Source organism: Mesorhizobium sp. M1E.F.Ca.ET.045.02.1.1 (assembly GCF_003952485.1).
Classification (GTDB): domain Bacteria; phylum Pseudomonadota; class Alphaproteobacteria; order Rhizobiales; family Rhizobiaceae; genus Mesorhizobium.
Map to the genome: position 1 here is coordinate 2,342,251 of NZ_CP034447.1, position 25,116 is coordinate 2,367,366.

The following is a 25,116-nucleotide window of genomic DNA, read 5'->3' on the forward strand; positions in this document are numbered from 1 at the left end:
CATCACCATCGTGGGTCCGCATGCGGACGCCAACAGGACAATAGATGAATCCGAATTATCGCAATCTTGCGCTCTGGGCGATCATAGCGGTCCTGCTCATCGCTTTGTTCAATCTTTTCCAGACGCCGCAGACGCGCGGTGCGACTACCGATATTCCCTATTCGCAGTTCCTGCAGGATGTCGGCTCGGGCCGAGTCAAAAGCGTGACCATCACCGGCCCCCGTATCTTTGGCAACTACACGGACAACGCCAACGGCTTCCAGACCTATTCGCCCGGCGATCCGTCGCTGGTCTCCAGGCTGCAGGACAAGAACGTCACCATCAACGCCAAGCCTGAAAACGACGGCTCCGGCTCGCTGTTCTCGATGCTGATCTCGTGGCTGCCGATGATCCTGATCCTCGGCGTGTGGATATTCTTCATGCGCCAGATGCAGTCCGGCTCCGGCCGCGCCATGGGCTTCGGCAAGTCGAAAGCCAAGCTTCTGACCGAGGCGCATGGCCGCGTCACTTTCCAGGATGTCGCTGGCGTCGACGAGGCCAAGGAAGACCTGGAGGAGATCGTCGAGTTCCTGCGCGATCCGCAGAAGTTCCAGCGGCTCGGCGGCAAGATCCCGCGCGGCGTGCTGCTCGTCGGCCCGCCCGGAACCGGCAAGACGCTGCTCGCCCGCTCCGTCGCAGGCGAGGCCAATGTGCCGTTCTTCACCATCTCCGGCTCAGACTTCGTCGAAATGTTCGTCGGCGTCGGCGCATCCCGTGTGCGCGACATGTTCGACCAGGCCAAGAAGAACGCGCCCTGCATCATCTTCATCGACGAAATCGACGCTGTCGGCCGTCATCGCGGCGCCGGCCTCGGCGGCGGCAATGACGAGCGCGAGCAGACGCTGAACCAGTTGCTGGTCGAGATGGACGGCTTCGAGTCCAACGAAAGCATCATCCTGATCGCCGCCACCAACCGGCCCGACGTGCTCGACCCGGCGCTGCTGAGGCCCGGCCGTTTCGACCGTCAGGTCGTGGTGCCGAACCCCGACATCGTCGGCCGCGAGAAGATCCTCAAGGTGCATGTGCGCAACGTGCCGCTGGCGCCCAATGTCGATCTCAAGGTCATCGCGCGCGGCACGCCCGGCTTCTCCGGCGCCGACCTGATGAACCTCGTCAACGAATCCGCGCTGATGGCGGCGCGCCGCAACAAGCGGCTCGTCACCATGGCCGAGTTCGAGGACGCCAAGGACAAGATCATGATGGGCGCCGAGCGCCGCTCCTCGGCGATGACGCAGGCCGAGAAGGAACTGACCGCCTATCACGAGGCCGGCCACGCCATCCTGGCGCTCAACGTGCCGACGGCCGATCCGCTGCACAAGGCGACCATCATTCCGCGCGGCCGCGCGCTCGGCATGGTCATGCAGTTGCCGGAAGGCGACCGCTATTCGATGAGCTACAAATACATGATCTCGCGGCTCGCGATCATGATGGGTGGCCGCGTCGCCGAGGAGTTCAAGTTCGGCAAGGAGAACATCACCTCCGGCGCCTCCTCCGACATCGAGCAGGCGACCAAGCTGGCGCGGGCCATGGTCACGCGCTGGGGCTTCTCCGACAAGCTCGGCCATGTCGCATATGGCGACAACCAGGAAGAGGTCTTCCTCGGCCATTCGGTGGCGCGCCAGCAGAACATCTCGGAAGAGACGGCGCAGATCATCGACGCCGAGGTGCGCCGGCTGATCGACGACGCCTACTCCACCGCGAAAACCGTGCTGACCAAGAAGAAGAAGGACTGGATCGCGCTCGCCGAAGGGCTGCTCGAATACGAGACGCTGACCGGCGACGAGATCAAGCAACTGATCGCCGGCCATAAGCCCGCCCGCGACCTCGGCGACGACACGCCGCCGAGCCGTGGCTCGGCCGTGCCGAAGGCCGGCACCGGCGGCCGCCGCAAGAAGGGCCCCGAGCCCGAAGGCGGCATGGAACCGCAGCCGCAGGGCTAGTTCGAAGAGAACAAAGGAACTTTGAAACGCCGCGGATCAAACCGCGGCGTTTTGCTTTGAAATTCAGTGTTGACCAGCGGCGGTCTCTCGGCCGTTTCGTCTGCGTGCCCATTCTTCGAAGCCGGCGCTGCCCCTCATCCGCCTGCCGGCACCTTCTCCCCGTATAGTGACGGGGAGAAGGGGCACCGCGGCTGCGCTGGCTCTCTTCCTGCAACGCTGGCGATTGGCGAAACCGCCGATGAGAGCGCCCCTCTCCCCGTCACTATACGGGGAGAGGATGCCGGCAGGCAGGTGAGGGGCAGCACAACCCTTCGCGAACTACCCACCCGCCGATCCGCGTGTTTCGATCAGCGCGATGCGCAACAAAAAGGCCCGCGAACCTTGCGGCTCGCGGGCCTTCTTTCTTCGAATAGCTTACGGGATCAGCTCTTCAGCTTGGCGTTGCAGAGGCTGTAGAAGCCGCCGCCTTTCTGGATCCACTTGAGGCCGTTCAGCGTGTTGGCGTCCTTGTTGGCATAATACTGCTCGAGGCAGGTATGCATGCGGCCCTTGGCCGGGGTCTCGGTGGCGAATTTCGGCGAGATGGCGGTCGGGAAGGTCACGCCCTTCGGAGCGGTCACGGTCGGCTTCGCCGGTTCCTTTGTGAAAGTCGCTTCCGTCGGAGCCGGCACGGTGTCGTCGTCGGCAGCGCCGGCGCCGCACTCGGCCTTGCGGAAGTCGTTCCACTTCATGCCGTTCAGCTTGTTGGCGGTCTTGGCAGCCTGATACTTGGTGCTGCATTCGGCCATGCTCAGGCCCTTGCCGCTGTCGGCGGCCTCGGTCGAGGTCTTGGTCGCCTTGGCAGGCTTCGTGTCGGTCGCCGCCGCGGCGGCGCCGGCCGCGCATTCGGTCTTGCGGAAGTCGTTCCACTTCATGCCGTTCAGCGTGCCGGCGGCTTTCGCGGCCTGGTACTTGGCGCTGCATTCCTTGGCGGTCAGGCCCTTTGCCGAACTGTCGGCGGTCGCGGCCGTGGTTTCCTTGGCCTTCTTGGCCGGCTTGGTCTCAGCAGCCTTGGTGTCGGTCGCCGCCTTGGTGTCGGTCGCGGCCGAAGCGTCGCTGCCGCACTGGGCCTTGCGGAACTGGTTCCAGGTCTGGCCGGCGAGCGTTCCGGCGTCCTTGGCCGCGTTGTACTTGGTGCTGCACTCGGCCATGGTCAGGGCGTTGGCCGGCGCCGCCACGAAGAAGGCTGCGACGGCGAGGCCCGTCAATGTTGCAAGTCTATGAATAAGCATGGCGTTTTCTCCCTTGCTGCCGCCAGGTGGTGTCCCTATACCAAATCAATAGCTCTCAACTTCGGATTGCGCCAGATGCTTCCAGCGTGGACGCCGTCACAAAGTGTGTTGCTCCCGACAAGGTGATGAATTGCTTGCGGTTGGTCGCGCAAACAAGGTTCTTCCGGGCGGCTTTGGATAGAAAAGCTCGCCTCGGCTGGTATATTGCCGCTACAGTGAGAGGTCGTGGTAGGCTGTCGAATCACTTGAACCGCCAGCGACAATGATTTTCTAAGGAAGGGTAATATATAATCACGAAATGTGATGATCGGATGCGGCCCAATTGTGGCACTACGGGCGGCTGAAACCGACGGGGACATTGGCAGGCATGGCAGGGCAGTATTTCGGCACCGACGGCATCCGCGGACGCGCCAACAAGTTTCCGATGACGGCCGAGGTCGCCATGCGGGTCGGCATGGCTGCCGGGCTTTCGTTCCAGCGCGGCAATCACCGGCACCGCGTCGTGCTCGGCAAGGACACGCGGCTTTCCGGCTACATGATCGAGAATGCGATGGTGTCGGGCCTGTGCGCCGCCGGCATGGACGTGTTCCTGCTCGGACCCATTCCGACACCGGCGGTCGCCATGCTGGTGCGCTCGCTGCGCGCCGATATCGGCGTGATGATCTCGGCTTCGCACAATCCCTACTACGACAACGGCATCAAGCTGTTCGGCCCCGACGGCTACAAGCTCTCCGACGAGATCGAGGAGCGCATCGAAGGCATGCTCGACAAGGATATCGAGCTTGCGCTTGCCGATTCCGATGGGCTGGGCCGCGCCAAGCGTGTCGACGGCGTCCACGACCGCTATATCGAATTCGCCAAGCGCACGCTGCCGCGCTCGATGTCGCTTTCCGGCCTTCGGATCGTCGTCGACTGCGCAAACGGCGCCGCCTACAAGGTGGCGCCCGAGGCGCTGTGGGAACTCGGCGCCGAGGTGGTGGCCATCAATGTCGAACCCAACGGCTTCAACATCAACAAGGAGTGCGGCTCGACCCATCCGGCCGGCCTGCAGAAGAAGGTGCATGAGGTGCGCGCCGATATTGGTATCGCGCTTGACGGCGACGCCGACCGCGTGGTCATCGTCGACGAGAACGGCGCGATCGTCGATGGCGACCAGATCATGGCGCTGATCGCCGAATCCTGGCACCAGAGCGGGCGGCTGGCCGGCGGCGGCGTGGTCTCAACCGTGATGTCCAATCTCGGTCTCGAGCGCTTCCTCGGCGACATGAAGCTGCAACTGCATCGCACCAAGGTCGGCGACCGCTACGTGGTCGAGCATATGCGCGCGCACGGCCTCAATGTCGGCGGCGAGCAGTCCGGCCATATCGTGCTCTCCGATTTCTCGACCACCGGCGACGGTCTGGTCTCGGCGCTGCAGGTGCTGGCCTGCATCAAGCGGCAGAACCGGCCGGTCAGCGAGCTGTCGAAGAAGTTCGAACCAGTTCCGCAGGTTCTGAAGAATGTCCGCATCTCCGGCGGCAAGCCGCTGGAGGAGGCGCCGGTCAAGGCAGCCATCGAGGATGCGCGCAACCGGCTCGGCAAGGCCGGCCGGCTCGTCATCCGGCCTTCCGGCACCGAGCCGCTCATCCGCGTCATGGCCGAAGGCGACGATCCGCAACTGGTCGAGACCGTCGTCAACGACATCGTCGGCATCCTTTCGGAAACCCGCAGCGCCGCCTAACTATTTGCTTTTACGCAATTCCGGACGGAAGGCCACGGCGAAGTCGCCGAACCTCACCGCTACGCAGTTTTCCTGAAACTGCCCTGACAGCCGGCGCCAGCCGAGCCCGCCGCATCCACAAGCCCGCCGCCCGGCGGGCTTTCGTGCGCGCCCGCAGCGGCCCGGGGACAACGGCATTCCCTCTAAAATTGTATAGATTCGTGGTTAATCGGTACGGTTAAACGGCTTTTAACTTTTGCACTTCATTATCCACGCCGAGGTTCAACTTCGGGCGATGTCGTCCCGAGGCTTCTTAGGGGTGACAGCATGTTGAATACAGCAAGAATGGCATTGTTTGCCGCGCTGTTCGCGGGTGTGGCCGGGCCGGCGCTTGCCGCCGACCTCGCGGAACCGCCTCCGGTCGAAGAGGCGCCGCCGCCAGTCGTCGAGGCCCAGCCGGTCGATGTCGGCGGCTGGTACATCCGCGGCGATATCGACTACCACTGGTCGCGCTTCGGCGGCGGCGACTACATCACCTACGGCGCGGCGCCCCAGACCCAGGGCAGCTTCGCCAGCGGCAAGCTGAAAGGCGCCTTCTCCGCCGGCGCCGGCGTCGGTTACCAGGTCAATCAGTATTTCCGCACCGACCTCACCGCCGACTGGCTGGCCAAGTCCAATTTCAGCGGTTCGACCGATGGCTTCTGCGCCGGCGGGGTGCCCTGTACCTCCGTCGACACCTCGTCCTATTCGGCGCTGCTGCTTCTGGCCAATGCCTATGTCGACATCGGCACCTGGCATGGTGTCACGCCCTATGTCGGCGCCGGCATCGGCGGCGCCTGGGTCAAGTGGGACACGCTGCACAACACAGATCTCGACGGCTCGTTCGAGCATGCCGGCGGCAAGGGCTGGCGCTTTGCCTACGCGCTCATGGCCGGCGCCTCCTACTGCCTGACCGATCGCGTCAAGCTCGACGTCGGCTACCGCTACAGCCATATCAATGGCGGCAAGATGTTCGAATACGCTTCCGACAGCAATGTCGGCCCGGGTTACGATCGCGGCATCAACGTGCATGAAGTTCGCGGTGGCCTGCGCTATCAGTTCGGCAGGTCCGACTGCGCCCCGCCGCCGGAACCCTACGTACCGGAGCCGGAGCCGATCTACACCAAGTAATCGCTTCGAAGACCGGAAATTTTCCAACCGCCCGGCGCCAGCCGGGCGGTTTTCGTTTGCGCGCGGTTGGTAAAATGTCATCGAAATCAATTCGGTAACCGGCTGTTATCCTTAACCGCCACTTAACCAGTATGGTTAACAATGCATCCTGGAAACGGCAGCTGTGCTCGCGTTCGCGACTGGCGCCAACTTCAGGAGCCGGGGACCATGACATCAAAATCGCGTATCGCACTGGCGCTCGCCGCAATCGTGCTGATGCCGGCGACACAGGCGCTGTCGGCCGATTACGATCCGCCGATCTATGTCGACCAGGCGCCGGATTATCAGCCGGTCGAGGTCGGCTCGGGCTGGTACCTGCGCGGCGATGTCGGCTACGCCTTCAGCCATCCGTTTGAGCATCAGATATCGGCAAGCGGGTCTACGAGTTTCACCAACGATAGCAGCCTGTTCACGGGCAGCATCGGCATGGGCTACCACCTGAACGACTTTCTCAGGGTCGAGCTCAATGGCGGCATCCTGCCCACCAATAAGTTCGGCGACCACGCCCTGGTGCCGAATGGCTGCGCCGGTCACACGAACAACCTGGTTATCGTCGGCGGCACAGCGATCATCCAGTCAGTTGCCGCCACGGAAGACTGCGAAGCCACCAACCGGGCCACCAACAAGGGCTACAGCGTGATGGCCAATGGCTATGTGGACCTGGGCACCTATGTCGGGCTCACGCCCTATATCGGTGGCGGCGTCGGCATCGCCTACAACAAGTATTTCAAGACCCAGGGCGAACGGAAATGCGTGGAAGTTGATCCGGATTCGAGCGGTGCTGGCGGATTCACCTGTGACGATCCCGCGGGCTATGGTGGCTCCGAGGACTCAGAGGCGAAGTTCAACCTGGCCTATTCGATCGGCGCGGGTCTGTCCTATCAGGTCAGCAAAAATCTCTCCGTCGACCTCGGTTACGAGTATTTCTCGATCCCAAGCGGCAAATATGTCGCCTATGACAACGGCGCCTTCAATGTTCACAAGGGCATCGATTATCAGACGGTCAAGCTGGGTTTGCGCTACGACCTTTGGTGAGCGACAAAGCCTGGAAAATTGCCGACGGCGGATCACCGGTCCGCCGTTTTTGCTTCAGGGCGCGTAGTCGGGGCTATGCAAGTATCCCGCCAGCGACAAAAACTTTGCTCTTGACGCCGACAGCCTGAACGCATATCGCCGTCCGTGGGCCACCCCTCCCCAACGAGGGGCCACTATCTGGAAGGATAGACTCACGATGACGACGCTTACCAAGCCCGGATTCCGTCCGGCAAATCCCAATTTCTCCTCAGGTCCCTGCGCAAAACGTCCCGGCTGGTCGGCCGAGGCGCTGAAGGCTGCCGCGCTCGGGCGCTCCCACCGCGCCAAGATCGGCAAGGGCAAGCTCGAGCAGGCGATCGAGCTGACGCGCGAAATCCTCAAGGTTCCGGCCGGCTACCGGATCGGCATCGTGCCGGCATCCGACACCGGCGCGGTGGAGATGGCGCTGTGGTCGCTGCTCGGCGAGCGCGGCGTCGACATGGTCGCCTGGGAAAGCTTCGGTTCCGGCTGGGTGACCGATGTGGTCAAGCAGCTCAGGCTCGCCGACGTGCGCCGCTTCGAAGCGGGCTATGGCGAACTACCGGACCTCACCAAGATCGATTTCGACCGCGACGTGGTCTTCACTTGGAACGGAACGACCTCGGGCGTGCGGGTGCCGAACGGCGATTTCATTCCAACCGATCGCAAGGGTCTGACTATCTGCGACGCCACCTCGGCTGCCTTCGCCCAGAGGCTCGACTTCGAAAAACTCGATGTCGTGACCTTCTCCTGGCAGAAGGTGCTGGGAGGCGAGGGCGCGCACGGCATGCTGATCCTGTCGCCCCGCGCCGTCGAACGGCTGGAAACCTACAAGCCGGCCTGGCCGCTGCCGAAGATCTTCCGCCTGACCTCGGGCGGCAAGCTGATCGAAGGCATCTTCAAGGGCGAAACCATCAACACGCCATCGATGCTGTGCGTCGAGGACTATCTGGATGCGCTTCAATGGGCGAGGTCGATCGGCGGCCTGGACGCGCTGATTGCCCGCGCCGACGCCAATGCCGCGGTGCTCGATCGGTTCGTCGACAAGTCGCCATGGCTCGGCCACCTGGCCTCCGATCCGGCGACACGCTCGAATACCTCGGTCTGCCTCTCCTTTACCGACGTGCAAGTGGCGGCGCTCGATGCCGACGGTCAGGCGGCGTTCGCCAAGGGCATCGTCTCGGCGCTCGACACGGAAGGCGTCGCCTACGACATCGGCTCCTATCGCGACGCGCCGCCCGGCCTGCGCATCTGGTGTGGCGCGACCGTCGAGACGTCCGACCTCGAGGCGCTGCTGCCATGGCTCGACTGGGCCTTCGCCACGCAGAAGGCGTCGCTCAAGGCGGCGGCCTGAGATCATTGCACGGCGGCCTTCGGGCCGCCGATCCCCACACGGATCAATCCCATTTTGAAGGAGGCCGCCATGGCGCCCCGCGTTCTCGTATCGGATAAGCTTTCAACCACCGCCGTGCAGATCTTCAAGGATCGCGGCATCGAGGTCGACTACCTGCCCGATCTCGGCAAGGACAAGGAAAAACTGCTCGAAGTGATCGGCCAATATGATGGCTTGGCCATCCGCTCGGCAACCAAGGTCACCGAGAAGCTGATCAATGCCGCAACCAGGCTCAAGGTCGTCGGCCGCGCCGGCATCGGCGTCGACAATGTCGACATCCCGGCGGCAAGCCGCAGGGGCATCATCGTGATGAACACGCCCTTCGGCAATTCGATCACCACGGCGGAACACGCCGTTGCGATGATCTTCGCGCTGGCGCGCCAGATCCCGGAGGCCAACGCCTCGACGCATGCCGGCAGGTGGGAAAAGAACCGCTTCATGGGCATCGAGATCACCAGCAAGACGCTGGGCGTGATCGGCTGCGGCAATATCGGCTCGATCGTCGCCACCCGCGGCGTCGGCCTGAAGATGCATGTCGTGGCTTTCGATCCGTTCCTGTCGGACAGCCGCGCCGAGGAGCTCGGCGTCGAGAAAGTCGAGCTCGACGAGCTTTTCGCCCGCGCCGACTTCATCACCTTGCACACGCCGCTGACCGACAAGACGCGCAACATCATCGACGCGGCTGCGATCGCCAAGATGAAGGACGGCGTGCGCATCATCAATTGCGCGCGCGGCGGCCTGGTCGTCGAGGCCGACCTGGTTGCCGCGCTGAAGAGCGGCAAGGTGGCCGGCGCCGGTATCGACGTGTTCGAAGTCGAGCCGGCGGAGAACAATCCGCTGTTCGGCATGGAGAATGTCGTGGCGACCCCGCATCTCGGCGCCTCGACCACCGAGGCGCAGGAGAATGTCGCGCTGCAGGTTGCCGAGCAGATGTCGGACTACCTGATCAAGGGCGCCGTCTCCAACGCCATCAACATGCCTTCGATCACCGCCGAGGAAGCACCGCGGCTAAAACCCTTCGTCAAGCTCGCCGAGGTGCTCGGCGCCTTTGTCGGCCAAGTCACCGAGGATCCGATCAAGGAGGTCGAGATCCTGTTCGACGGCTCGACCGCGACGATGAACACGCGCGCGCTGGTGAGCGCCGCCCTTGCCGGCCTGATCCGGCCGCAGGTCTCGGACGTCAACATGGTGTCGGCGCCGATCATGGTGAAGGAGCGCGGCATCATCGTCGCCGAGGTCAAGCGAGACAAGTCGGGTGTCTTCGACGGCTATATCAAGCTAACCGTCACCACCGAGCATATGACGCGCTCGATCGCCGGCACCTGCTTCTCGGACCACAAGCCGCGCTTCATCCAGATCAAGGGCATCAACCTCGACGCCGAGGTCGGCCAGCATATGCTCTACACGACCAATGCCGACGCGCCCGGCATCATCGGCCTGCTCGGCACCGTCTGCGGCGAGAACGGCGTCAACATCGCCAACTTCCAGCTCGGCCGCAACCGGCCGGGCGGCGATGCGATCGCGCTGCTCTATCTCGACGCGCCGTTTCCGGAAAAGGTGCTGGATCAGCTGCGGGCGCACGAGTCGATCGACTCGGCCAAGCCGCTCCGGTTCGACGTCGGGAGCGAGTGAACGCGCCAATCGCCTGAAATGGAAACGCCCCGCCTGTGGCAGCAAGCGGGGCGTTTCCATAATATCAGGCCTTGTCAGATCTCACTCGTAGGGGAAGCGGGCTCGATCATGCATCGTCATTGTCAATCGCTGCCTTGCGTATTCAGCAAGGGAGATCGCAGCATCCGCAAGGTAGCCCTTCTGCCGCTGTATTCGGCCAGCGCGATGCCTCCGAGCACGAGCGCGAGCGCAAGACCCTGATAGAGCTCAAACCGCTCGCCGACGATCAGCACCGAAAGCAGCGTGCCGAAGATCGGCACCAGATTGATGAACAGCCCGGCTCGGTTGGCGCCGATCAGCTCATTGCCCCGAATGTAGAAGATCTGCGAGACGACGGAAGCGCCGAGTGCGGTGTAGAACGCGATCGTCCATCCTCTCGCGTCCGGGACGATGACGCGGCCCGCCGCCACTTCCCAGACAAAGAAGGGCAATGAGGTCAAAAGCGCGGCGAACGACAAAGCCAGCATCAGGCTTTGCCAGCGGATGGCGGGCTTCAGACGCAGCCCCACCGAATAGAGGCTGTAGCAGAGAACCGCGACCAGCATGATGGCGTCGCCGAAATTGAGCTCGAGCTTCAGCAACTGGCTGAGATCGCCATGGCTCGCGGTGAGGGCGACGCCGACGATGGTCAGCGCCACGCCGACGATCTGCAGGCGCTGCACATGCAGGCGGAACAGCACGAAATTGGCAAGGATGATGACGATCGGTATGGCGGCCTGCTCGATCGAGACGTTGATGGCGGTCGTGTAGTTCAGCGCCGTGTAGAAGATGACGTTGAAGATCGTGAAGCCGCAGGCGCCGAGGCCGGCGAGCAGCAGCCAATGCCGGCGCAATTCGGGCCAGTCCTCGCGAAACGCCCGCCAGCCGACGGGCAGCAGGATCAGCACTGCCAATACCCAGCGCAGGAAGACCAGCGTCATCGGCGACACGTGATCGACGGCAAGCTTGCCGGCCACGGAATTGCCGCCCCATAGCAGCGTGGTGGAGAGAAGGAACAGATAGGCGGCTCGATGCATTGCTCAATCCGGTGCGGGGACGCGTTTGAGGAGCTAATCCGACCTATTGCGACGGCCGGGCCAAGTAAATGATGCGAAAGCCGGAATTTGTTGTGCCTGGATCAGGATGACGGTTGGAGCATGATCTCTTCCGAAAAACCGGCTTCCACTTTTCGGCACCATGCTCTGGGGTTTTCGGCGGCAAAGAAAGGGTCGCATCGGCCGGCACATGAGTCTATAGAGGCCTGTCGTTTCAGCCGCTAAGGCGGCATCTCAAGGGAAAAGAACATGGCCAATGTGGTGGTCGTCGGCTCGCAGTGGGGCGACGAAGGCAAGGGCAAGATCGTCGACTGGCTGTCGGAACGTGCCGACGTGGTCGTGCGCTTCCAGGGCGGCCACAATGCAGGTCATACGCTGGTCGTCGACGGCAAGGTCTACAAGCTGTCGCTCCTGCCGTCCGGCGTGGTCAGGCAGGGCAAGCTGTCGATCATCGGCAATGGCGTGGTGTTCGATCCGCATGCCTTCGTCGCGGAAGTGGCGAAGCTCAAGGAGCAGGGCGTGGACGTGACGCCAGAGCGCCTGAAAATAGCCGAAAACACCGCGCTTATCCTGTCGCTGCACCGGGAGCTGGACGGATTCCGCGAAGACGCCGCCTCGAATTCCGGAACCAAGATTGGCACGACCCGCCGCGGCATCGGTCCCGCTTACGAGGACAAGGTGGGCCGGCGCGCCGTCCGGGTGATGGATTTGGCGGATTTGGAAACGCTTCCCCTGAAGGTCGACAGGCTGCTGACGCATCACAATGCGCTGCGCCGCGGGCTCGGCCATGCCGAGGCGACGCATGAGGCGATCATGCAGGAACTGACCTCGGTGGCCGGCGACATCCTGCCCTACATGGACCGCGTCTGGAAAGTGCTCGACGATAAGCGGCGCGCGGGCGAGCGCATCCTGTTCGAGGGCGCGCAGGGCACGCTGCTCGACATCGACCACGGCACCTATCCCTTCGTCACCTCGTCCAACACGGTGGCTGGACAGGCGGCGGCCGGCTCAGGCACCGGGCCCGGCGCGATCGGCTACGTGCTCGGCATCACCAAGGCTTATACGACGCGCGTCGGCGAAGGTCCGTTCCCGACCGAGCAGAAGAACGAGATCGGCGAGTTCCTCGGCACGCGCGGCCACGAATTCGGCGTCGTCACCGGCCGCAAGCGCCGCTGCGGCTGGTTCGACGCCGTGCTGGTGCGCCAGGCTGTCGCCGTCAACGGCATCAAGGGCATCGCGCTCACCAAGCTCGACGTGCTCGACGGGCTGGACGAGATCAAGGTCTGCACCGGCTACCGCCTCGATGGCGAGCTGATCGACTATCTGCCGGCAAGCCAGGGTGCGCAGGCGCGCGTCGAACCCGTCTATGAGACGCTCGAAGGCTGGAAGGGGACGACGGCGGGCGCCAGGAGCTGGAACGATCTGCCGGCGCAAGCGGTCAAATATGTCCGCTACATCGAAGAGCTGATCGGCGCCCCGGTTGCGCTGCTTTCCACCAGCCCGGAGCGGGACGACACGATACTTGTGACCGACCCGTTTCAAGACTAGTTTCACAGCCCTTCCCGGCGCTACGACTGATTTGCGGCCCGGGGAAAGAATGCAGGTCGACTGACGCATGGCGGATTTCGTTAGTGTTCTGAAAAAGCAGCTTGAGAAGCACGGCGAGCCCTCGCCCGAGCTGCGCAAGCGGATCTACGAGAATGCTCGTGGGGCACTGGCGAAGAAGCTCGCGGACTATTCTCCTCCTTTGTCCGCCGATGTCATCGCCAAGCAGAAGCGTTCGCTGGAAGATGCCATTTCCAGCGTCGAACGGGAGTATACAGCGCCGGCTCCGGCGCCCAAGCCGGCACCGGCGGAAGATCCGCTGGCGGAGCTGGAACATATCTTCTCGTCGATCGACCGCAACAAGAACCAGCCAAGCCATGTGCGGCAGCCGCCGGTGGCGAAGCCCGAACCGGCCAAGCCGGAGCCTTTCAAGCCGGCGCCGGCACCGGTGAAGGCGGAACCGAGCTGGCAAGGTGCAGCAAAGACGGAACCAAGCTGGCAAGGGGCAACGAAGACGGAACCCGGCGGTTGGCACAAAGTGCCTTCGGCACAGCCGCCGATGCCCTCGCCGCGCGAGGACGACGTCGGCCTGCCCGGCACGAACGCCGCCGAGCCGGACGACGGCAGCGATGTCTTCGCCAATGACGAGCAGCCGGCCGATACTTTCCAGCGGCTGCGGCCGGCGCCGCGCAGACGCAGCTATGGCGGGCTGATCGCGGCCGTTGTCGCATTGCTGGTGCTGGCCGGTGGCGGTTATGGCGTCTGGCTGAACAAGGATGCGTTCCGCTCGATGCTCGGCCTGAACGGCGGCGGCAGCAAGACGGTCTCGACCGAGCCTTTGGTCAAGCCCGCCCCGGCAAAGCCGGCCACCGAGACGGCGGCCACGCCGCCCGCCGCGGGCAACAACGCGGCCGCTGCCAATGAGCCGACCGAGACGGCCAAGTTCACCCAGCGCCTGACGTCTGATGGCAAAGAGGTCGATCCCGGCCCCGCCGGCGGGCAGGCTACGATCGGCGAAGGCGAATCGGTCGCTGCGCTGACCACGCCGCCGCCGGCCGCAACCGTGCCGCCGCCCGCGCCTGCGACGACGACCCCGCCCGCTGCCGGCACGCCGCCGGGCGCGGCCGCTCAAACGCCGGGCGCAACGCCGCCGGCGCCGGCCGATGCCGCGGCCAATCCGCCCGCGCCGGCTGCCGGCGCTACGCCTCCTGCCGCGGGGACGACACCGCCGGCGGCCGGCACCACGCCACCCGCGTCTGGGACCACGCCCGCGCCCGCGACGGCCGAAGCGACGGTGCCGGTCGGCCAGAAGGCGATCTTCTATGAGGAGCGCACCAGCACGCAGCAGGGCACGGCCGAGCCCGGCAGCATCGTCTGGTCGCTGGTGCAGGAATCGCCGGGCGGCGACCTGCCGCCGGAGCCGGCGATCCGCGCCGAGGCGACGATACCGGGCAAGGACATCCAGCTCAGGATGACCATCCGGCGCAATACCGACCAGACCCTGCCTGCGAGCCACATCATCGAGATGATCTTCCTGACGCCGGAAGGGTTTGACGGCGGCGGCGTCGACAACATCCTGCGCATCGCCATGAAGAGTTCGGAACAGGATGCCGGCAGCCCGCTGATCGGCATCCCGGCCAAGATCGCCGACGGCTTCTTCCTCGTCGCGCTCAACGACACCAAGGCCGACGAGGACGCGAACCTGACGCTGCTCAGGGGACAGGATTGGATCGACGTGCCGGTGGTCTACAAGACCGGACGCCGTGCGCTGCTCACCATGGAAAAGGGCATCCCCGGCGGGAAGGTTTTTGATGAGGCGCTGAAGGCCTGGGCGACGAAGACGTCGGGTTGAGGTGGGGGGCGATCCTCGGATTTTTCCGGAGGATCGCAAAACCTGCTACGGGATCAAAACAGGCGGTACTTGGCCAAGGGCAGGCCGTGGCGCCTGACGTAATCATTCCAGCTATCGATGGCTTCCCTATTCTCATCTTGCCATCGACGTGTCTTTTCAGCTGACACCGCCGCCGCGATAGCCGCTTCGGCGATGCTGGAAATGTCTATGCCCAATGCCTTGACGTCCTCGATCAGCCGAGAGTCAATAGAGAGTCTGACTGATTTTCGCTCAGATCTGGAACCGGGCCGAAGCATGTTGGAGCCTCCGATCGTGCGTATCGTAAAACGCCACGAAGCTCGCAAGCAAGCGCGTCACCCTTCCATCTCCTCCCGCAGCATCTCCAGCTCCAGCCACTCTTCCTCAAGTGCGGCGAGCGTCGTGCGCTCCTTGTCGAGGGCGGCAATGGTCTTCTGGAACGAGACCGGATCGCGCTCGTAGAAGGAGGGGTCGGCGATGTTGTTCTCCAGCCGCGAGATCGAGGCCGTCACCGCCTCGATCTTCTTCGGCAGGGATTCCAGCGCGAATTTCTGCTTGAACGAAAGCTTCTTCGCCGGGCCTTTCGCGGTCGCCTGCTCGCCTTTCGGCGCAGAGCTTGCGTCGGTGGTTTCGGCCTTCGGCCTTGCTCTGCGTTCCTCGAGCCTCGAGCCGCCGCGCTGCGCCAGCATGTCGGAGTAGCCGCCGGCGTACTCGATCCAGCGGCCGCTGCCGTCGGGCGCGATCACGCTGGTGACGGTGCGGTCGAGGAAATCGCGGTCGTGGCTGACAAGGATCACCGTTCCGGCAAAGCCGGCGACCAGTTCCTGCAGCAGTTCCAGCGTCTCCATGTCGAGATCGTTGGTCGGCTCGTCGAGCACCAGGAGGTTCGCCGGCCGCACCAGCACGCGGGCGAGCAGCAGGCGCGCCCGCTCGCCACCCGAAAGCTCGCGCACCGGCGTGCGCGCCTGCTCCGGCTTGAACAGAAAATCCTTCATGTAGGAGACGACATGGCGCTGCTCGCCATTGACCACAAGGTTCTCGCCGCGCCCGTCGGTCAGGTAGTGCGCCAGCGTCTCCTGCGGATCGACGGCCTCGCGCTTCTGGTCGAGCGTCGCGATCTCCAGATTGACGCCGAGCCGCACGGAGCCGGCATCCGGCGTCAGCTCGCCGGTCAGCATCTTGAGCAGCGTCGTCTTGCCGGCGCCGTTCGGCCCGACCAGGCCGACACGGTCACCGCGCTGGATGCGGGTCGAGAAACCCTTGACCACGGTGAGGTCGCCGAAGCTTTTGTCGATGGCCTTGGCCTCGATCACCAGCTTGCCGGATTCGGCGGCATCGCTCGCCACCATGGTCGCCGTGCCCTCGGCGCCGCGATGGCTGCGGAAACGCTGGCGCATGGCCTGCAGCTCGCCGAGCCGGCGCATGTTGCGCTTGCGCCTGGCGGTCACGCCATAGCGCAGCCAATGCTCCTCGCGCACGATCTGGCGGCCGAGCTTGTGCTGCTCGCGCTCTTCCTCCTCAAGCACCTGGTCGCGCCATTCCTCGAAATGCGCAAAGCCCCTGTCCAGCCGCCGCGTCTGGCCGCGGTCGAGCCAGACGGTGGCGCGCGAGACGCGTTCGAGAAAGCGGCGGTCGTGCGAGATCAGGATGACGGCCGAGGAGGTGCGGGCAAGCTCCTCTTCCAGCCATTCGATGACCGACAGGTCGAGATGGTTGGTCGGCTCGTCGAGCAGAAGGATGTCGGGTTCCGGCGCCATGACGCGGGCAAGGGCTGCGCGGCGCGCCTCGCCGCCGGAAAGGTCGTCCGGCCGTTCCTCGCCGGTCAGGCCGAGATGGTCCATGAGATAGGTGGCGCGATGCGGATCGTCGGCCGGGCCCAGCCCCGCCTCGACATAGGCGCGCACGCTGGCGAAGCCGTCCATGTCGGGCATTTGCGGCAAATAGCGAACCGTCGCCGAAGGCTGGCGGAAGACCTCGCCGTCCTGCGGCTCGATCAGCCCGGCAGCGATCTTGAGCAGCGTCGACTTGCCCGAGCCGTTGCGGCCGACCAGCGCGATCTTCTCGCTGGCGGAGGCGCTGAGCGCCGCGCCGTCGAGCAGCGGCGTGCCGCCGAAGGTCAGTTTTATGCCGTCGAGATTGAGAAGAGGCGGAGCCATGTCAGCTTTCGGGAAGAGGATAAGGGTGGGCCAGAAGCAGCGCCCGGCCGCGCTCGAGCGCGATCTCGAGCCGTCCCTTGACCTCGTTCGATATAGTGAGCGAGGAGCCGAACGCCACCTTGACGCGATCGAGCGGCCATTTTGCGCCGGTGACCGTCAGGCCGGTGAGATCGGAGAAGCCCTGCACCGAAAACAGCGTGCCGTCGGCATAGTCGAAGCCGGCTGGTTTCCCCGGCAGGATGGGGACACCTTCCTGTGCGCCGCTGGTCAGCAGAATATTGGTGCCGGCCTCGGCCAGCCGAAGCCCAAGCGCCAGATGCAGAAAGGCATGGTCCGCGCGCCTGCCGCCGAAGGCGCCGGCCAGCACCAGGCTGGTGGCGCCGCGCGCGAGCGCTTCGGCGATTGCGAGCTCGCCGTCAGTCATGTCCTTCTCGGCCGGGAAGATCTTGCGCGGCACGGCGGCCAGATCCTCCGGCAGGTCCGCGGGCACCGAATCGAAATCGCCGACCCAGAGCTCCGGCACGAGGCCAAGCATGCGGGCATGGCCGATGCCGCCGTCGGCGGCGATGACGCGCGAGCCTTCGATCTGGCGATCGAGCCGAGGCGTGCGGACGAGTTCGCCGCCAAGCAGGATGGTGAATGTGCCCATGGCCGTCGCCCTTACCAGCCCCGCCCGCGAAACGGAAGCCGGGCGCATCCAAACGGAACGGCGCTCGTTACGGAGTAAGCCGTGATGCATTGGATGCCCGGCAACTTCCGCTTGCGCGCCGCTTCGGCCGGGCCTATGTCTCGAAGCGCTCTAACGGGGTGCCGGACGCTGACTTTCGCGAACCGGCTGAGAGGCAACAAAGCCAACCCGCTGAACCTGATCCGGTTTGTACCGGCGGAGGGATTAGACGTCTCGGACCATCCGACGCCTCAATTCCTTTAACACGAACGAAGGAGGCGCCGATGCGCTCACTATGGTCCCAGCTTATTCTCGCAACCGGCTTGGTTTCGCTGCTGGCGGGTCTCGGGCCCGCCGAGGCGAAGGACAAGCTCGCTGTCTATACCTATGAAAGCTTCACCGCCGACTGGGGTCCTGGACCCGCGGTGAAGAAGGAATTCGAGGCCGAATGCGGCTGCGACCTCGAATTCGTCTCGGTCGCCGACGGCGTGGCATTGCTCAATCGCGTCAAGCTGGAAGGCGCCGGCACCAAGGCCGATGTCGTGCTCGGCCTCGACACCAACCTGACGGCGGACGCCAAGGCGAGCGGCCTGTTCGTGCCGCATGGCGAAGTGTCCGGCATCAACGTGCCCGGCGGCTGGAGCGACGATACCTTCGTGCCCTTCGACTACGGCTATTTCGCCGTCGTCTACGACACTGAGAAGCTGAAGAGCCCGCCGAAAAGCCTGAAGGAGCTAGTCGAGGGCAGCGCCTCCGACAAGATCGTCATCCAGGATCCGCGCACCTCGACGCCGGGCCTCGGCCTGCTTCTCTGGGTGAAGTCGGTCTATGGCGACAAGGCGCCGGAAGCCTGGGCGAAGCTGAAGCAGAAGGTGCTGACCGTGACGCCGGGCTGGAGCGAGGCCTACGGCCTGTTCACCAAGGGTGAGGCGCCGATGGTGCTCTCCTACACCACCTCGCCGGCCTATCACATGGTGGCGGAGAACACCGAACGCTACCAGGCGGCGTCCTTCGAGGAAGGAGAATACCTGCAAATCGAAGTCGCCGGCGTCACCAAGACGGGCGCGAAGAACCCGCTGGCGGAAAAGTTCATCGCTTTCATGACCGGGCCGAAATTCCAGGACGTCATCCCGGAGACCAACTGGATGTTCCCGGCCGGCAAGACCGACAAGCCGCTCAATCCGGCCTTCGACAAGCTGGTGAAGCCGACCAAGACCTTGCTGTTCAGTCCCGAGGAGGTCGCGGCCAACCGCAAAGCCTGGGTGGATGAGTGGCTGGCGGCGATGAGCAAGTAGAGTCCGGCTAGTTCTCGAAAGATGGTTGCTCTACGGCGCCCCCCTCTGTCCTGCCGGACATCTCCCCCTCAAGGGGGGAGATTGGCTGTCACCTCGACTTTCGCCAATCTCAAACGTTGCAGGACCGAGCGGGGCGTTCGAACTTCCAATCTCCCCCCTAGAGGGGGAGATGTCCGGCAGGACAGAGGGGGGCGCGAAGGAACGCGGCGTCGGCTAGCTCACGCCCAGATGGTGCCGCGTGCAGCCCGCGCGCTCTGACTCCCGCATCAGCGCTGGCGTCATCGCCCTCGCGGCAATCGCCTTGCTCATCGGCGGCGCCTTCGCCGGCCTCGCGCTGGAAGGCGCGCACGATCCATCCGGCGCTGTCGCTGCCTTCGACGGCTATCTCCTGCGCGTCGCCCGCTTCACGCTTTGGCAGGCGCTGCTGTCGACACTGCTGTCGGTCGCGCCGGCGCTGCTGGTGGCACGCGCCCTGTCCAGGCATCCGGGCTTTCCGGGGCGTCGCCTGATCCTGCAGCTCTTCACCGTGCCGCTGGCGCTGCCGGCCATCGTCGCCGCCCTTGGTGTGCTGGCGCTCTACGGCCATGCCGGCTATTTTGCCGGCGTTCTCGTCAGGTTCGGCAGCGGTGAATGGCCTGGCATTTACGGCCTGTCCGGCATTCTGATCGCGCATGTCTTCTTCAACCTGCCCTTGGCCACGCGCCTGTTCCTCGAGGCGTTGGGCACGGTGCCCGCCGACCAGTGGCGGCTGGCGAGCCAGCTCGGCATGGGCGCCTGTCCGGCATTGCGGTTGATCGAATGGCCGGCGTTGCGCACGGCCTTGCCGGGCGTCGCCGGGCTGGTGTTCATGCTCTGCATCACTTCCTTCACCATCGTGCTGACGCTCGGCGGCGGACCTGCCGCCACGACTTTGGAAGTCGCCATCTATCAGGCGCTGCGCTTCGATTTCGATCCGGCCCGGGCGGTGGTGCTGACGCTGCTGCAGATCGGCCTGACCTTCGTCATCGTCGCTCTGCTCACGCGGCTCGGCGCCAATACGGTCGGCGATGCCAATCTGCCGGTAGCGCCGCGCCGCTATCTTGCGACAGGCAAGGCTGAAACGGTGATGAACGCCGGCCTGATCGTACTTGCCTTGCTGTTCGTCGCCGGACCGATGGCGGCGACCGTGCTGGCTGGATTGGACGCAGACCTTGGCCGGCTGGCCGACGAGGAGGCCGTGCGCCGTGCGACGCTCACCAGCGCCACGCTCTCTTTCCTCTCGGCGCTGCTTTCGGTGACGCTGTCGCTCTCGCTCATCGCGGCCCGGCGCGCGCTGGCCTTGCGGCGCCGCGAGGGCAGCGCCATGTCGCTGCTCGAACATGCCACCGACACCGGCGCCGGTTTCGTGCTCGTCGTGCCGCCGATCGTGGTCGGCGCCGGCTGGTTCCTGGCCTTGCGCGGCTTCACGGACGTGTTCGCCGTCGCACCCGTCATGGTCGTCGCCGTCAATGCGGTGATGGCGATGCCTTTCGCCATCCGCGCCGTTCGCCCCGCTTACGACGCGGCGAGCGAGCGCCATGAGCGGCTTTGCCTGGCGCTCGGCATTTCCGGCTGGAGCCGGCTGAGCCTGGTCGATTGGCCGTCGCTCAGGCGGCCCTTGGCGACCGGCTTTGCCTTCGCCATGGCGCTTTCGCTTGGCGATCTCGGCGTGATTGCGCTGTTCGGCAGCGATTCGGTGCAGACCTTGCCCTATCTTCTGCTGGCGCGCATGGGCAGCTACCGGACCGCCGATGCCGCGGGGCTGGCCTTGCTGCTCGGCCTCGTCTGCCTGATGCTGGTGGTCGCCGCCGACTGGCTGGGGCGGGAAGCAAAGGCATGACAACGGCGAACATTGGCATTGCGGCGCAGAAGGGACTGGCTGTCGCGCTGGATGGCGTCTCGTTCAGCTATGGCGAGGCATCCTTCCGCTTCGATGCCGAATTCGCCGCCGGCAGGATCACCGCCATCATGGGGCCGAGCGGGTCGGGCAAGTCGACGCTGCTCAATCTGATCGCCGGGTTCGAAGCGCCGAACGCGGGCAAGGTGCTGATCGGCGGGGCCGATGTCGGCAACACGCCGCCTTCGGCGCGGCCGGTATCGATGGTGTTCCAGGAAAACAATTTGTTTGCCCACCTTTCGGTCGAAAGCAATGTCGGGCTCGGTCGCTCGCCGTCGCTCAAGCTCACCTCCGCCGACCACCGCGCGGTCGCGGAAGCGCTGGCGCGCGTCGGCCTTGCCGGCAAGGAAAAGCGGCTGCCACGCGAACTTTCCGGCGGCGAGCGGCAGCGCGTCTCGCTGGCGAGGGTGCTCTTACGCGACCGGCCCGTGCTTCTGCTCGACGAGCCCTTTGCCTCGCTCGGACCGGCACTGCGCGACGACATGCTCGATCTCGTGGCCGGCATCCATGCCGAGCGGCACATGACCGTGCTTTTCGTCACGCACCAGCCGGACGATGCCCGCCGCATCGGCGAGAACATGGCATTTCTGGACGAAGGAAGGATCGCCGCGACCGGACCGGCCGCGGATTTCTTCGGCCGGTCTGGACCGGACGCCTTCCGGCGCTATATCGGCGATCGAGGCGGCAGCGTTGCCGGATCACAACATATTGCCCGGAAGCGGACATAATTTACGCTCAAACCGGCAGCGGGCGATCCGGCGTTTGCTTGCCTTGTCCGGGGGAGTGTGGCTAGGTCCGGCCATACCGGCCCGGGGGCCGGGCTGATTTGCCGAGAAATTTGGAAAGGAAGCCGATCTGCCGAGCGGCGCGGAGAGAGTTTGGATGAGGCCGCTGACGCGATTCTTCGCGTTGGCCAGCTTTGCCGTGACGCTGGCGAGCTGCCAGATGTTCACGCCGCCGGATGTGCAGGAATCCGGCTTCCAGCCCTCCGACAAGCCGATCACGGTCGACAATGTCGTCGCCAATGCCAAGCTCGCCGACATGGCGAAGGCGCAGCATCCGCGGATTCTTGCCACCTATGGCGGCGAATATTCCGATCCCAAGCTCGAGCGCATGGTCGCCAAGGTCGTCGGCAATTTGACGGTGGTGTCGGCCAACCCGACGCAGACCTATCGCATCACCATCCTCAATTCGCCCAACGTCAACGCCTTCGCGCTGCCGGGCGGCTATCTCTACGTCACGCGCGGGCTGCTGGCTCTGGCCAACGACTCCTCCGAGCTTGCCGCCGTCATCGCGCATGAGATGGGCCACGTCACCGCGAATCACGGCCTGCAGCGGCAACAGCTCGAGGCCGAGGAAGGCCTGGCGACCAAGGTTGTCTCCGATGTGCTCGGCGACAGCCCGACCGCCAAGGCGGCGCTGATCCGCGGCAAGCTGAAGCTCGCGCAATTCTCGCGCAATCAGGAACTGCAGGCCGACGCCATCGGCATCAAGTCGATCGGCGAGGCAGGCTATGATCCGTACGCGGCCGGCCGCTTCCTGCAGTCGATGTCCGCCTATACCGATTTCCGCTCGGTCAGCGGCGCCACCGATGCCAGCCTCGACTTCCTGGCGACGCACCCCAACACGCCGCAGCGTATCGATCTGGCGCAGCGGCTTGCCCGCAACTTTGGCCCGCCTGGCGTCGGCACGCGCGACCGCGATGCCTTCCTCGCCGGCATAGACGGGTTGCTCTACGGCGATACGCCGGAAGAGGGCTATGTGCGCGGCCAGACCTTCATGCATCCCGGCCTTGGCGTCTCGTTCTCGGTGCCGGACGGCTTCGTCATCGACAATTCGGCGGCCGCGGTGACCGCGACCGGACCTGGCGATATCGCCATCCGCTTCGACGGCGTGGCGATCGACAAGTCGGTGTCGCTGACCGATTACATCCGCAGCGGCTGGGTCGCCGGACTGGACGACACCAGCGTGCGCCAGGAAACGGTCAACGGCAACGAAGCCGCGATGGCGCATGCCAGCGCGCAAGGGTGGCAGTTCGATATCGCAGTCATCCGCGCCGGCGGGCAGGTCTATCGCTTGCTGACTGCGGCACCTTCGGCCAGCACCGCGCTGGAGCCGGTCGCGCGTTCGGTCAGCGGTTCGTTCCGTACATTGAGCGCGGCCGAGAAGGCGGCGCTGAAGCCGCTGCACATCAGGGTGGTCACCGTGCAGCCGGGCCAGAACATGGGCACGCTCGCGGCGCAAATGGTCGGCGTCGACCGCAAGCTCGACCTCTTCCGCGTACTGAACGCGATGTCGCCGGGCGCGACGGTGTCGGCCGGCGACAAGGTCAAGATCGTCACCGACAGGTAAGCCCGCGACTGCGGTTCATATTTCAGGCTGCTTCCGCCAGGAATTCGGGGTTCTGCTTGACCAGCGCCACTTTCAGCTTTTCCATGGCGCGCGCTTCGATCTGGCGGACGCGCTCCTTGGAGATGCCGAGCGCCTCGCCGAGCGATTCCAGGGTGGCGCCGTCGTCGCTCAGCCGGCGCTCCTCGATGATCCGGAGCTCGCGGGCATTGAGCGCGCCGAGCGCGCTCCTCAGCCAGACCGCACGGCGCTCGACGTCGATCGTCTCGCCGACCACCTCGTCCGGAAGCGGATCCTCGGAAACCAGGAAATCCATCCGCTCGGCCGCGCCGTTCTCGTCGGCCAAAGGGGTGTTGAGCGAGCTGTCGGGAGCCGAAAGGCGCGAATCCATCATCGCCACGTCGGCTTCCGGCACGCCGAGCGCGGCCGAGACCTCGCGGTAGAGCGAGGCATTGGAGATCGGCTCGGCGCCGTTGGCGAGCCGCGCGCGCAGCCGTCTCAGATTGAAGAATAGCGCCTTCTGCGCCGAGCTCGTCCCGCCGCGCACGATCGACCAGTTGCGCAGGATATAGTCCTGCATCGAGGCGCGGATCCACCAGGTGGCGTAGGTCGAGAAGCGCACCTCGCGGGCAGGCTCGAAGCGGGCCGCGGCTTCCAACAGGCCGACATGGCCTTCCTGGATCAGATCGCCGAGCGGCAGGCCGTAATGGCGGAATTTCGACGCCATGGAAATCACCAGGCGCATATGGGCGACGGTGATCAGATGCAGCGCGTCCTGGTCGTTCTTTTCCTTCCAGCGTATGGCCAGGAGGTGCTCCTCGTCGCGCTCGAGATAGGGAGCCTTCATTGCCGCCCGGACCAGTGTCCGTCCTGCCACGTCCTCGATCATGCCGGCTCCTCTTGGCGGTCGTTCGCGCTGATGACGGTTGAAAAGACGCTGCCGCGCCCTACAACAGCCTGCAACGTGCCAGGAGCATGGATGGTTCCGTAGCTGCGGCGGCGCGCATCCAGTGCGCCAGGCACGGCTTTGTTATCGATCCGGGACGTTCGCCCGCCGTGATTTGCGCTGATTTTGAGGACCAGATTTCTGGCTGAGCCAATTTTTGAAATCTGGTTCCTTATTTCGTGAGCTTCTATCTGCCAGTTTGCGGCCCTCACACTGCGCCGGGGCACCGGTCAAAACGGGATCACAGAAAAATGAAATGGCTCAAATCGCTCCTCGTCGCCGGAACCCTGCAGGTTCTGGCGGTCACCGCCGGACATGCCGGCGCCAATCTCGACCAGATCAAGCAGACCGGCGTCCTGAAGGTCGGCACGGAAGGCACCTACGCGCCTTTCACCTATCATGACGAATCCGGAGCGCTGGTCGGCTTCGATGTCGAGATCGCCAAGGCGATCGCCGAGAAGCTCGGCGTCAAGGTCCAGTTCCTCGAAGGCAAGTGGGACGGCCTGATCGCCGGCCTCGACGCCAATCGCTACGACGCCGTCATCAACGAGGTCGGCATCACCGATGCGCGCAAGGCCAAGTATGATTTCTCCGATCCCTACATCGCTTCCAAGGCGGTGCTGATCGTTCGCGGCGACGACACCAACATCAAGACCTTTGCCGATCTCAAGGGCAAGAAGGCGGCGCAATCGCTGACTTCCAATTTCGGCAAGCTCGCAGAGAAGAATGGCGCCGAGCTGGTCGGCACCGATGGTTTCGACCAGTCGATCCAATTGCTGCTGACCGGCCGCGCCGACGCCACCATCAACGACAGCCTGTCCTTCCTCGACTTCAAGAAGCACAAGCCCGACGCCAATGTGAAGATCGCCGCGCAGGAAGAGAACGCCGACTATTCCGGCGTCATCGTGCGCAAGGGCGATCCTGAACTGGTCGCCGCGATCAACAAGGCGCTGACCGACATCAAGGCCGACGGCAGCTACAAGAAGATCGCCGATACTTATTTCGGCCAGGACGTCTCGCAGTAAGCCCTAATGCATGTGGCCCAAAAGTGTGCAGCGGTTTTG

19 protein-coding genes and 1 riboswitch are annotated in these 25,116 nt (G+C 64.6%); of the genes, 13 read left to right on the top strand and 6 right to left on the bottom strand.

Going from position 1 to position 25,116, the window contains the following annotated elements; all coding sequences use genetic code 11:
* The first annotated feature begins 44 nt into the window (after positions 1–44).
* A complete protein-coding gene (ftsH, locus tag EJ070_RS11390) occupies positions 45–1,979 on the top strand; it encodes an ATP-dependent zinc metalloprotease FtsH (protein WP_126091450.1) in 1,935 nt (644 codons plus the stop codon).
* A gap of 422 nt (positions 1,980–2,401) precedes the next feature.
* Here the strand turns inward: ftsH and EJ070_RS11400 are convergent, their stop codons facing one another.
* Complete coding sequence (locus EJ070_RS11400) at positions 2,402–3,250, bottom strand: hypothetical protein (protein WP_126091451.1); 849 nt, start codon at positions 3,248–3,250, stop codon at positions 2,402–2,404.
* Between the two features lie 367 nt (positions 3,251–3,617).
* Here EJ070_RS11400 and glmM point away from each other — a divergent pair, with 367 nt between their 5' ends.
* The 5 genes from glmM (at position 3,618) to serA (ending at position 10,236) form a co-directional block, all read left to right on the top strand.
* A complete protein-coding gene (glmM, locus tag EJ070_RS11405) occupies positions 3,618–4,970 on the top strand; it encodes a phosphoglucosamine mutase (RefSeq protein WP_126091452.1) in 1,353 nt (450 codons plus the stop codon).
* Positions 4,971–5,276: 306 nt separating this feature from the next.
* On the top strand, positions 5,277–6,119 hold the full coding sequence (locus tag EJ070_RS11410; RefSeq protein ID WP_126091453.1) for an outer membrane protein: 843 nt from the start codon (positions 5,277–5,279) through the stop codon (positions 6,117–6,119).
* Between the two features lie 207 nt (positions 6,120–6,326).
* Positions 6,327–7,193: an outer membrane beta-barrel protein gene (locus EJ070_RS11415; RefSeq protein WP_126091454.1), complete on the top strand. Its 867-nt coding sequence runs from the start codon at positions 6,327–6,329 to the stop codon at positions 7,191–7,193.
* A gap of 196 nt (positions 7,194–7,389) precedes the next feature.
* Positions 7,390–8,565, top strand: coding sequence for a phosphoserine transaminase (locus EJ070_RS11420; RefSeq protein ID WP_126091455.1), 1,176 nt, complete (start codon positions 7,390–7,392; stop codon positions 8,563–8,565).
* Between the two features lie 69 nt (positions 8,566–8,634).
* Positions 8,635–10,236 carry a phosphoglycerate dehydrogenase gene (gene serA / locus EJ070_RS11425; RefSeq protein WP_126091456.1) on the top strand — a complete coding sequence of 534 codons (1,602 nt, stop codon included), beginning with the start codon at positions 8,635–8,637 and terminating at the stop codon, positions 10,234–10,236.
* Positions 10,237–10,358: 122 nt separating this feature from the next.
* On the opposite strand, the gene EJ070_RS11430 is transcribed toward serA, so the two are convergent.
* Entirely contained in the window at positions 10,359–11,291 is a 933-nt protein-coding gene (locus EJ070_RS11430) for a DMT family transporter (protein WP_126091457.1), read from the bottom strand.
* Between the two features lie 267 nt (positions 11,292–11,558).
* Between EJ070_RS11430 and EJ070_RS11435 the strand changes: the two genes are divergently transcribed.
* Positions 11,559–12,857, top strand: a complete 1,299-nt coding sequence (locus EJ070_RS11435; RefSeq protein WP_126091458.1) for an adenylosuccinate synthase — start codon at positions 11,559–11,561, stop codon at positions 12,855–12,857.
* A gap of 67 nt (positions 12,858–12,924) precedes the next feature.
* Positions 12,925–14,706 (top strand): hypothetical protein, encoded by a 1,782-nt coding sequence (locus tag EJ070_RS11440; RefSeq protein ID WP_126091459.1) that lies wholly within the window; start codon positions 12,925–12,927, stop codon positions 14,704–14,706.
* Between the two features lie 53 nt (positions 14,707–14,759).
* Here EJ070_RS11440 and EJ070_RS11445 read toward each other — a convergent pair whose 3' ends face one another.
* Genes EJ070_RS11445 through EJ070_RS11455 form a run of 3 tightly spaced genes read right to left on the bottom strand, consistent with a single transcriptional unit; the run spans position 14,760 to position 17,529 of the window.
* Complete coding sequence (locus tag EJ070_RS11445) at positions 14,760–15,002, bottom strand: type II toxin-antitoxin system CcdA family antitoxin (protein WP_126091460.1); 243 nt, start codon at positions 15,000–15,002, stop codon at positions 14,760–14,762.
* A 57-nt stretch (positions 15,003–15,059) separates the two neighbouring features.
* Positions 15,060–16,880: an ABC-F family ATP-binding cassette domain-containing protein gene (locus tag EJ070_RS11450; RefSeq protein ID WP_126091461.1), complete on the bottom strand. Its 1,821-nt coding sequence runs from the start codon at positions 16,878–16,880 to the stop codon at positions 15,060–15,062.
* Position 16,881: 1 nt separating this feature from the next.
* Positions 16,882–17,529: a thiamine diphosphokinase gene (locus EJ070_RS11455; RefSeq protein ID WP_126091462.1), complete on the bottom strand. Its 648-nt coding sequence runs from the start codon at positions 17,527–17,529 to the stop codon at positions 16,882–16,884.
* A 144-nt stretch (positions 17,530–17,673) separates the two neighbouring features.
* Positions 17,674–17,789, top strand: a riboswitch (TPP riboswitch).
* Between the two features lie 42 nt (positions 17,790–17,831).
* On the opposite strand from EJ070_RS11455, the gene thiB reads away from it, so the two are divergent.
* The 4 genes from thiB to EJ070_RS11480 all read left to right on the top strand — a co-directional run bounded on the left by thiB (position 17,832) and on the right by EJ070_RS11480 (position 23,109).
* Positions 17,832–18,842: a thiamine ABC transporter substrate binding subunit gene (gene thiB / locus EJ070_RS11460; RefSeq protein ID WP_126091463.1), complete on the top strand. Its 1,011-nt coding sequence runs from the start codon at positions 17,832–17,834 to the stop codon at positions 18,840–18,842.
* 238 nt (positions 18,843–19,080) lie between these two features.
* On the top strand, positions 19,081–20,700 hold the full coding sequence (thiP, locus tag EJ070_RS11470; RefSeq protein WP_126091465.1) for a thiamine/thiamine pyrophosphate ABC transporter permease: 1,620 nt from the start codon (positions 19,081–19,083) through the stop codon (positions 20,698–20,700).
* Positions 20,697–21,485, top strand: coding sequence for a thiamine ABC transporter ATP-binding protein (gene thiQ, locus EJ070_RS11475; protein WP_126091466.1), 789 nt, complete (start codon positions 20,697–20,699; stop codon positions 21,483–21,485). Before thiP ends, thiQ begins: the two co-directional genes overlap by 4 nt.
* 217 nt (positions 21,486–21,702) lie before the next feature.
* Positions 21,703–23,109 carry a M48 family metalloprotease gene (locus EJ070_RS11480; RefSeq protein ID WP_245464941.1) on the top strand — a complete coding sequence of 469 codons (1,407 nt, stop codon included), beginning with the start codon at positions 21,703–21,705 and terminating at the stop codon, positions 23,107–23,109.
* Positions 23,110–23,131: 22 nt separating this feature from the next.
* Here EJ070_RS11480 and EJ070_RS11485 read toward each other — a convergent pair whose 3' ends face one another.
* Positions 23,132–23,995: an RNA polymerase factor sigma-32 gene (locus EJ070_RS11485; protein WP_126091468.1), complete on the bottom strand. Its 864-nt coding sequence runs from the start codon at positions 23,993–23,995 to the stop codon at positions 23,132–23,134.
* Positions 23,996–24,303: 308 nt separating this feature from the next.
* On the opposite strand from EJ070_RS11485, the gene EJ070_RS11490 reads away from it, so the two are divergent.
* Positions 24,304–25,077, top strand: a complete 774-nt coding sequence (locus EJ070_RS11490; protein ID WP_126091469.1) for an amino acid ABC transporter substrate-binding protein — start codon at positions 24,304–24,306, stop codon at positions 25,075–25,077.
* The last annotated feature ends 39 nt before the right edge of the window (positions 25,078–25,116 follow it).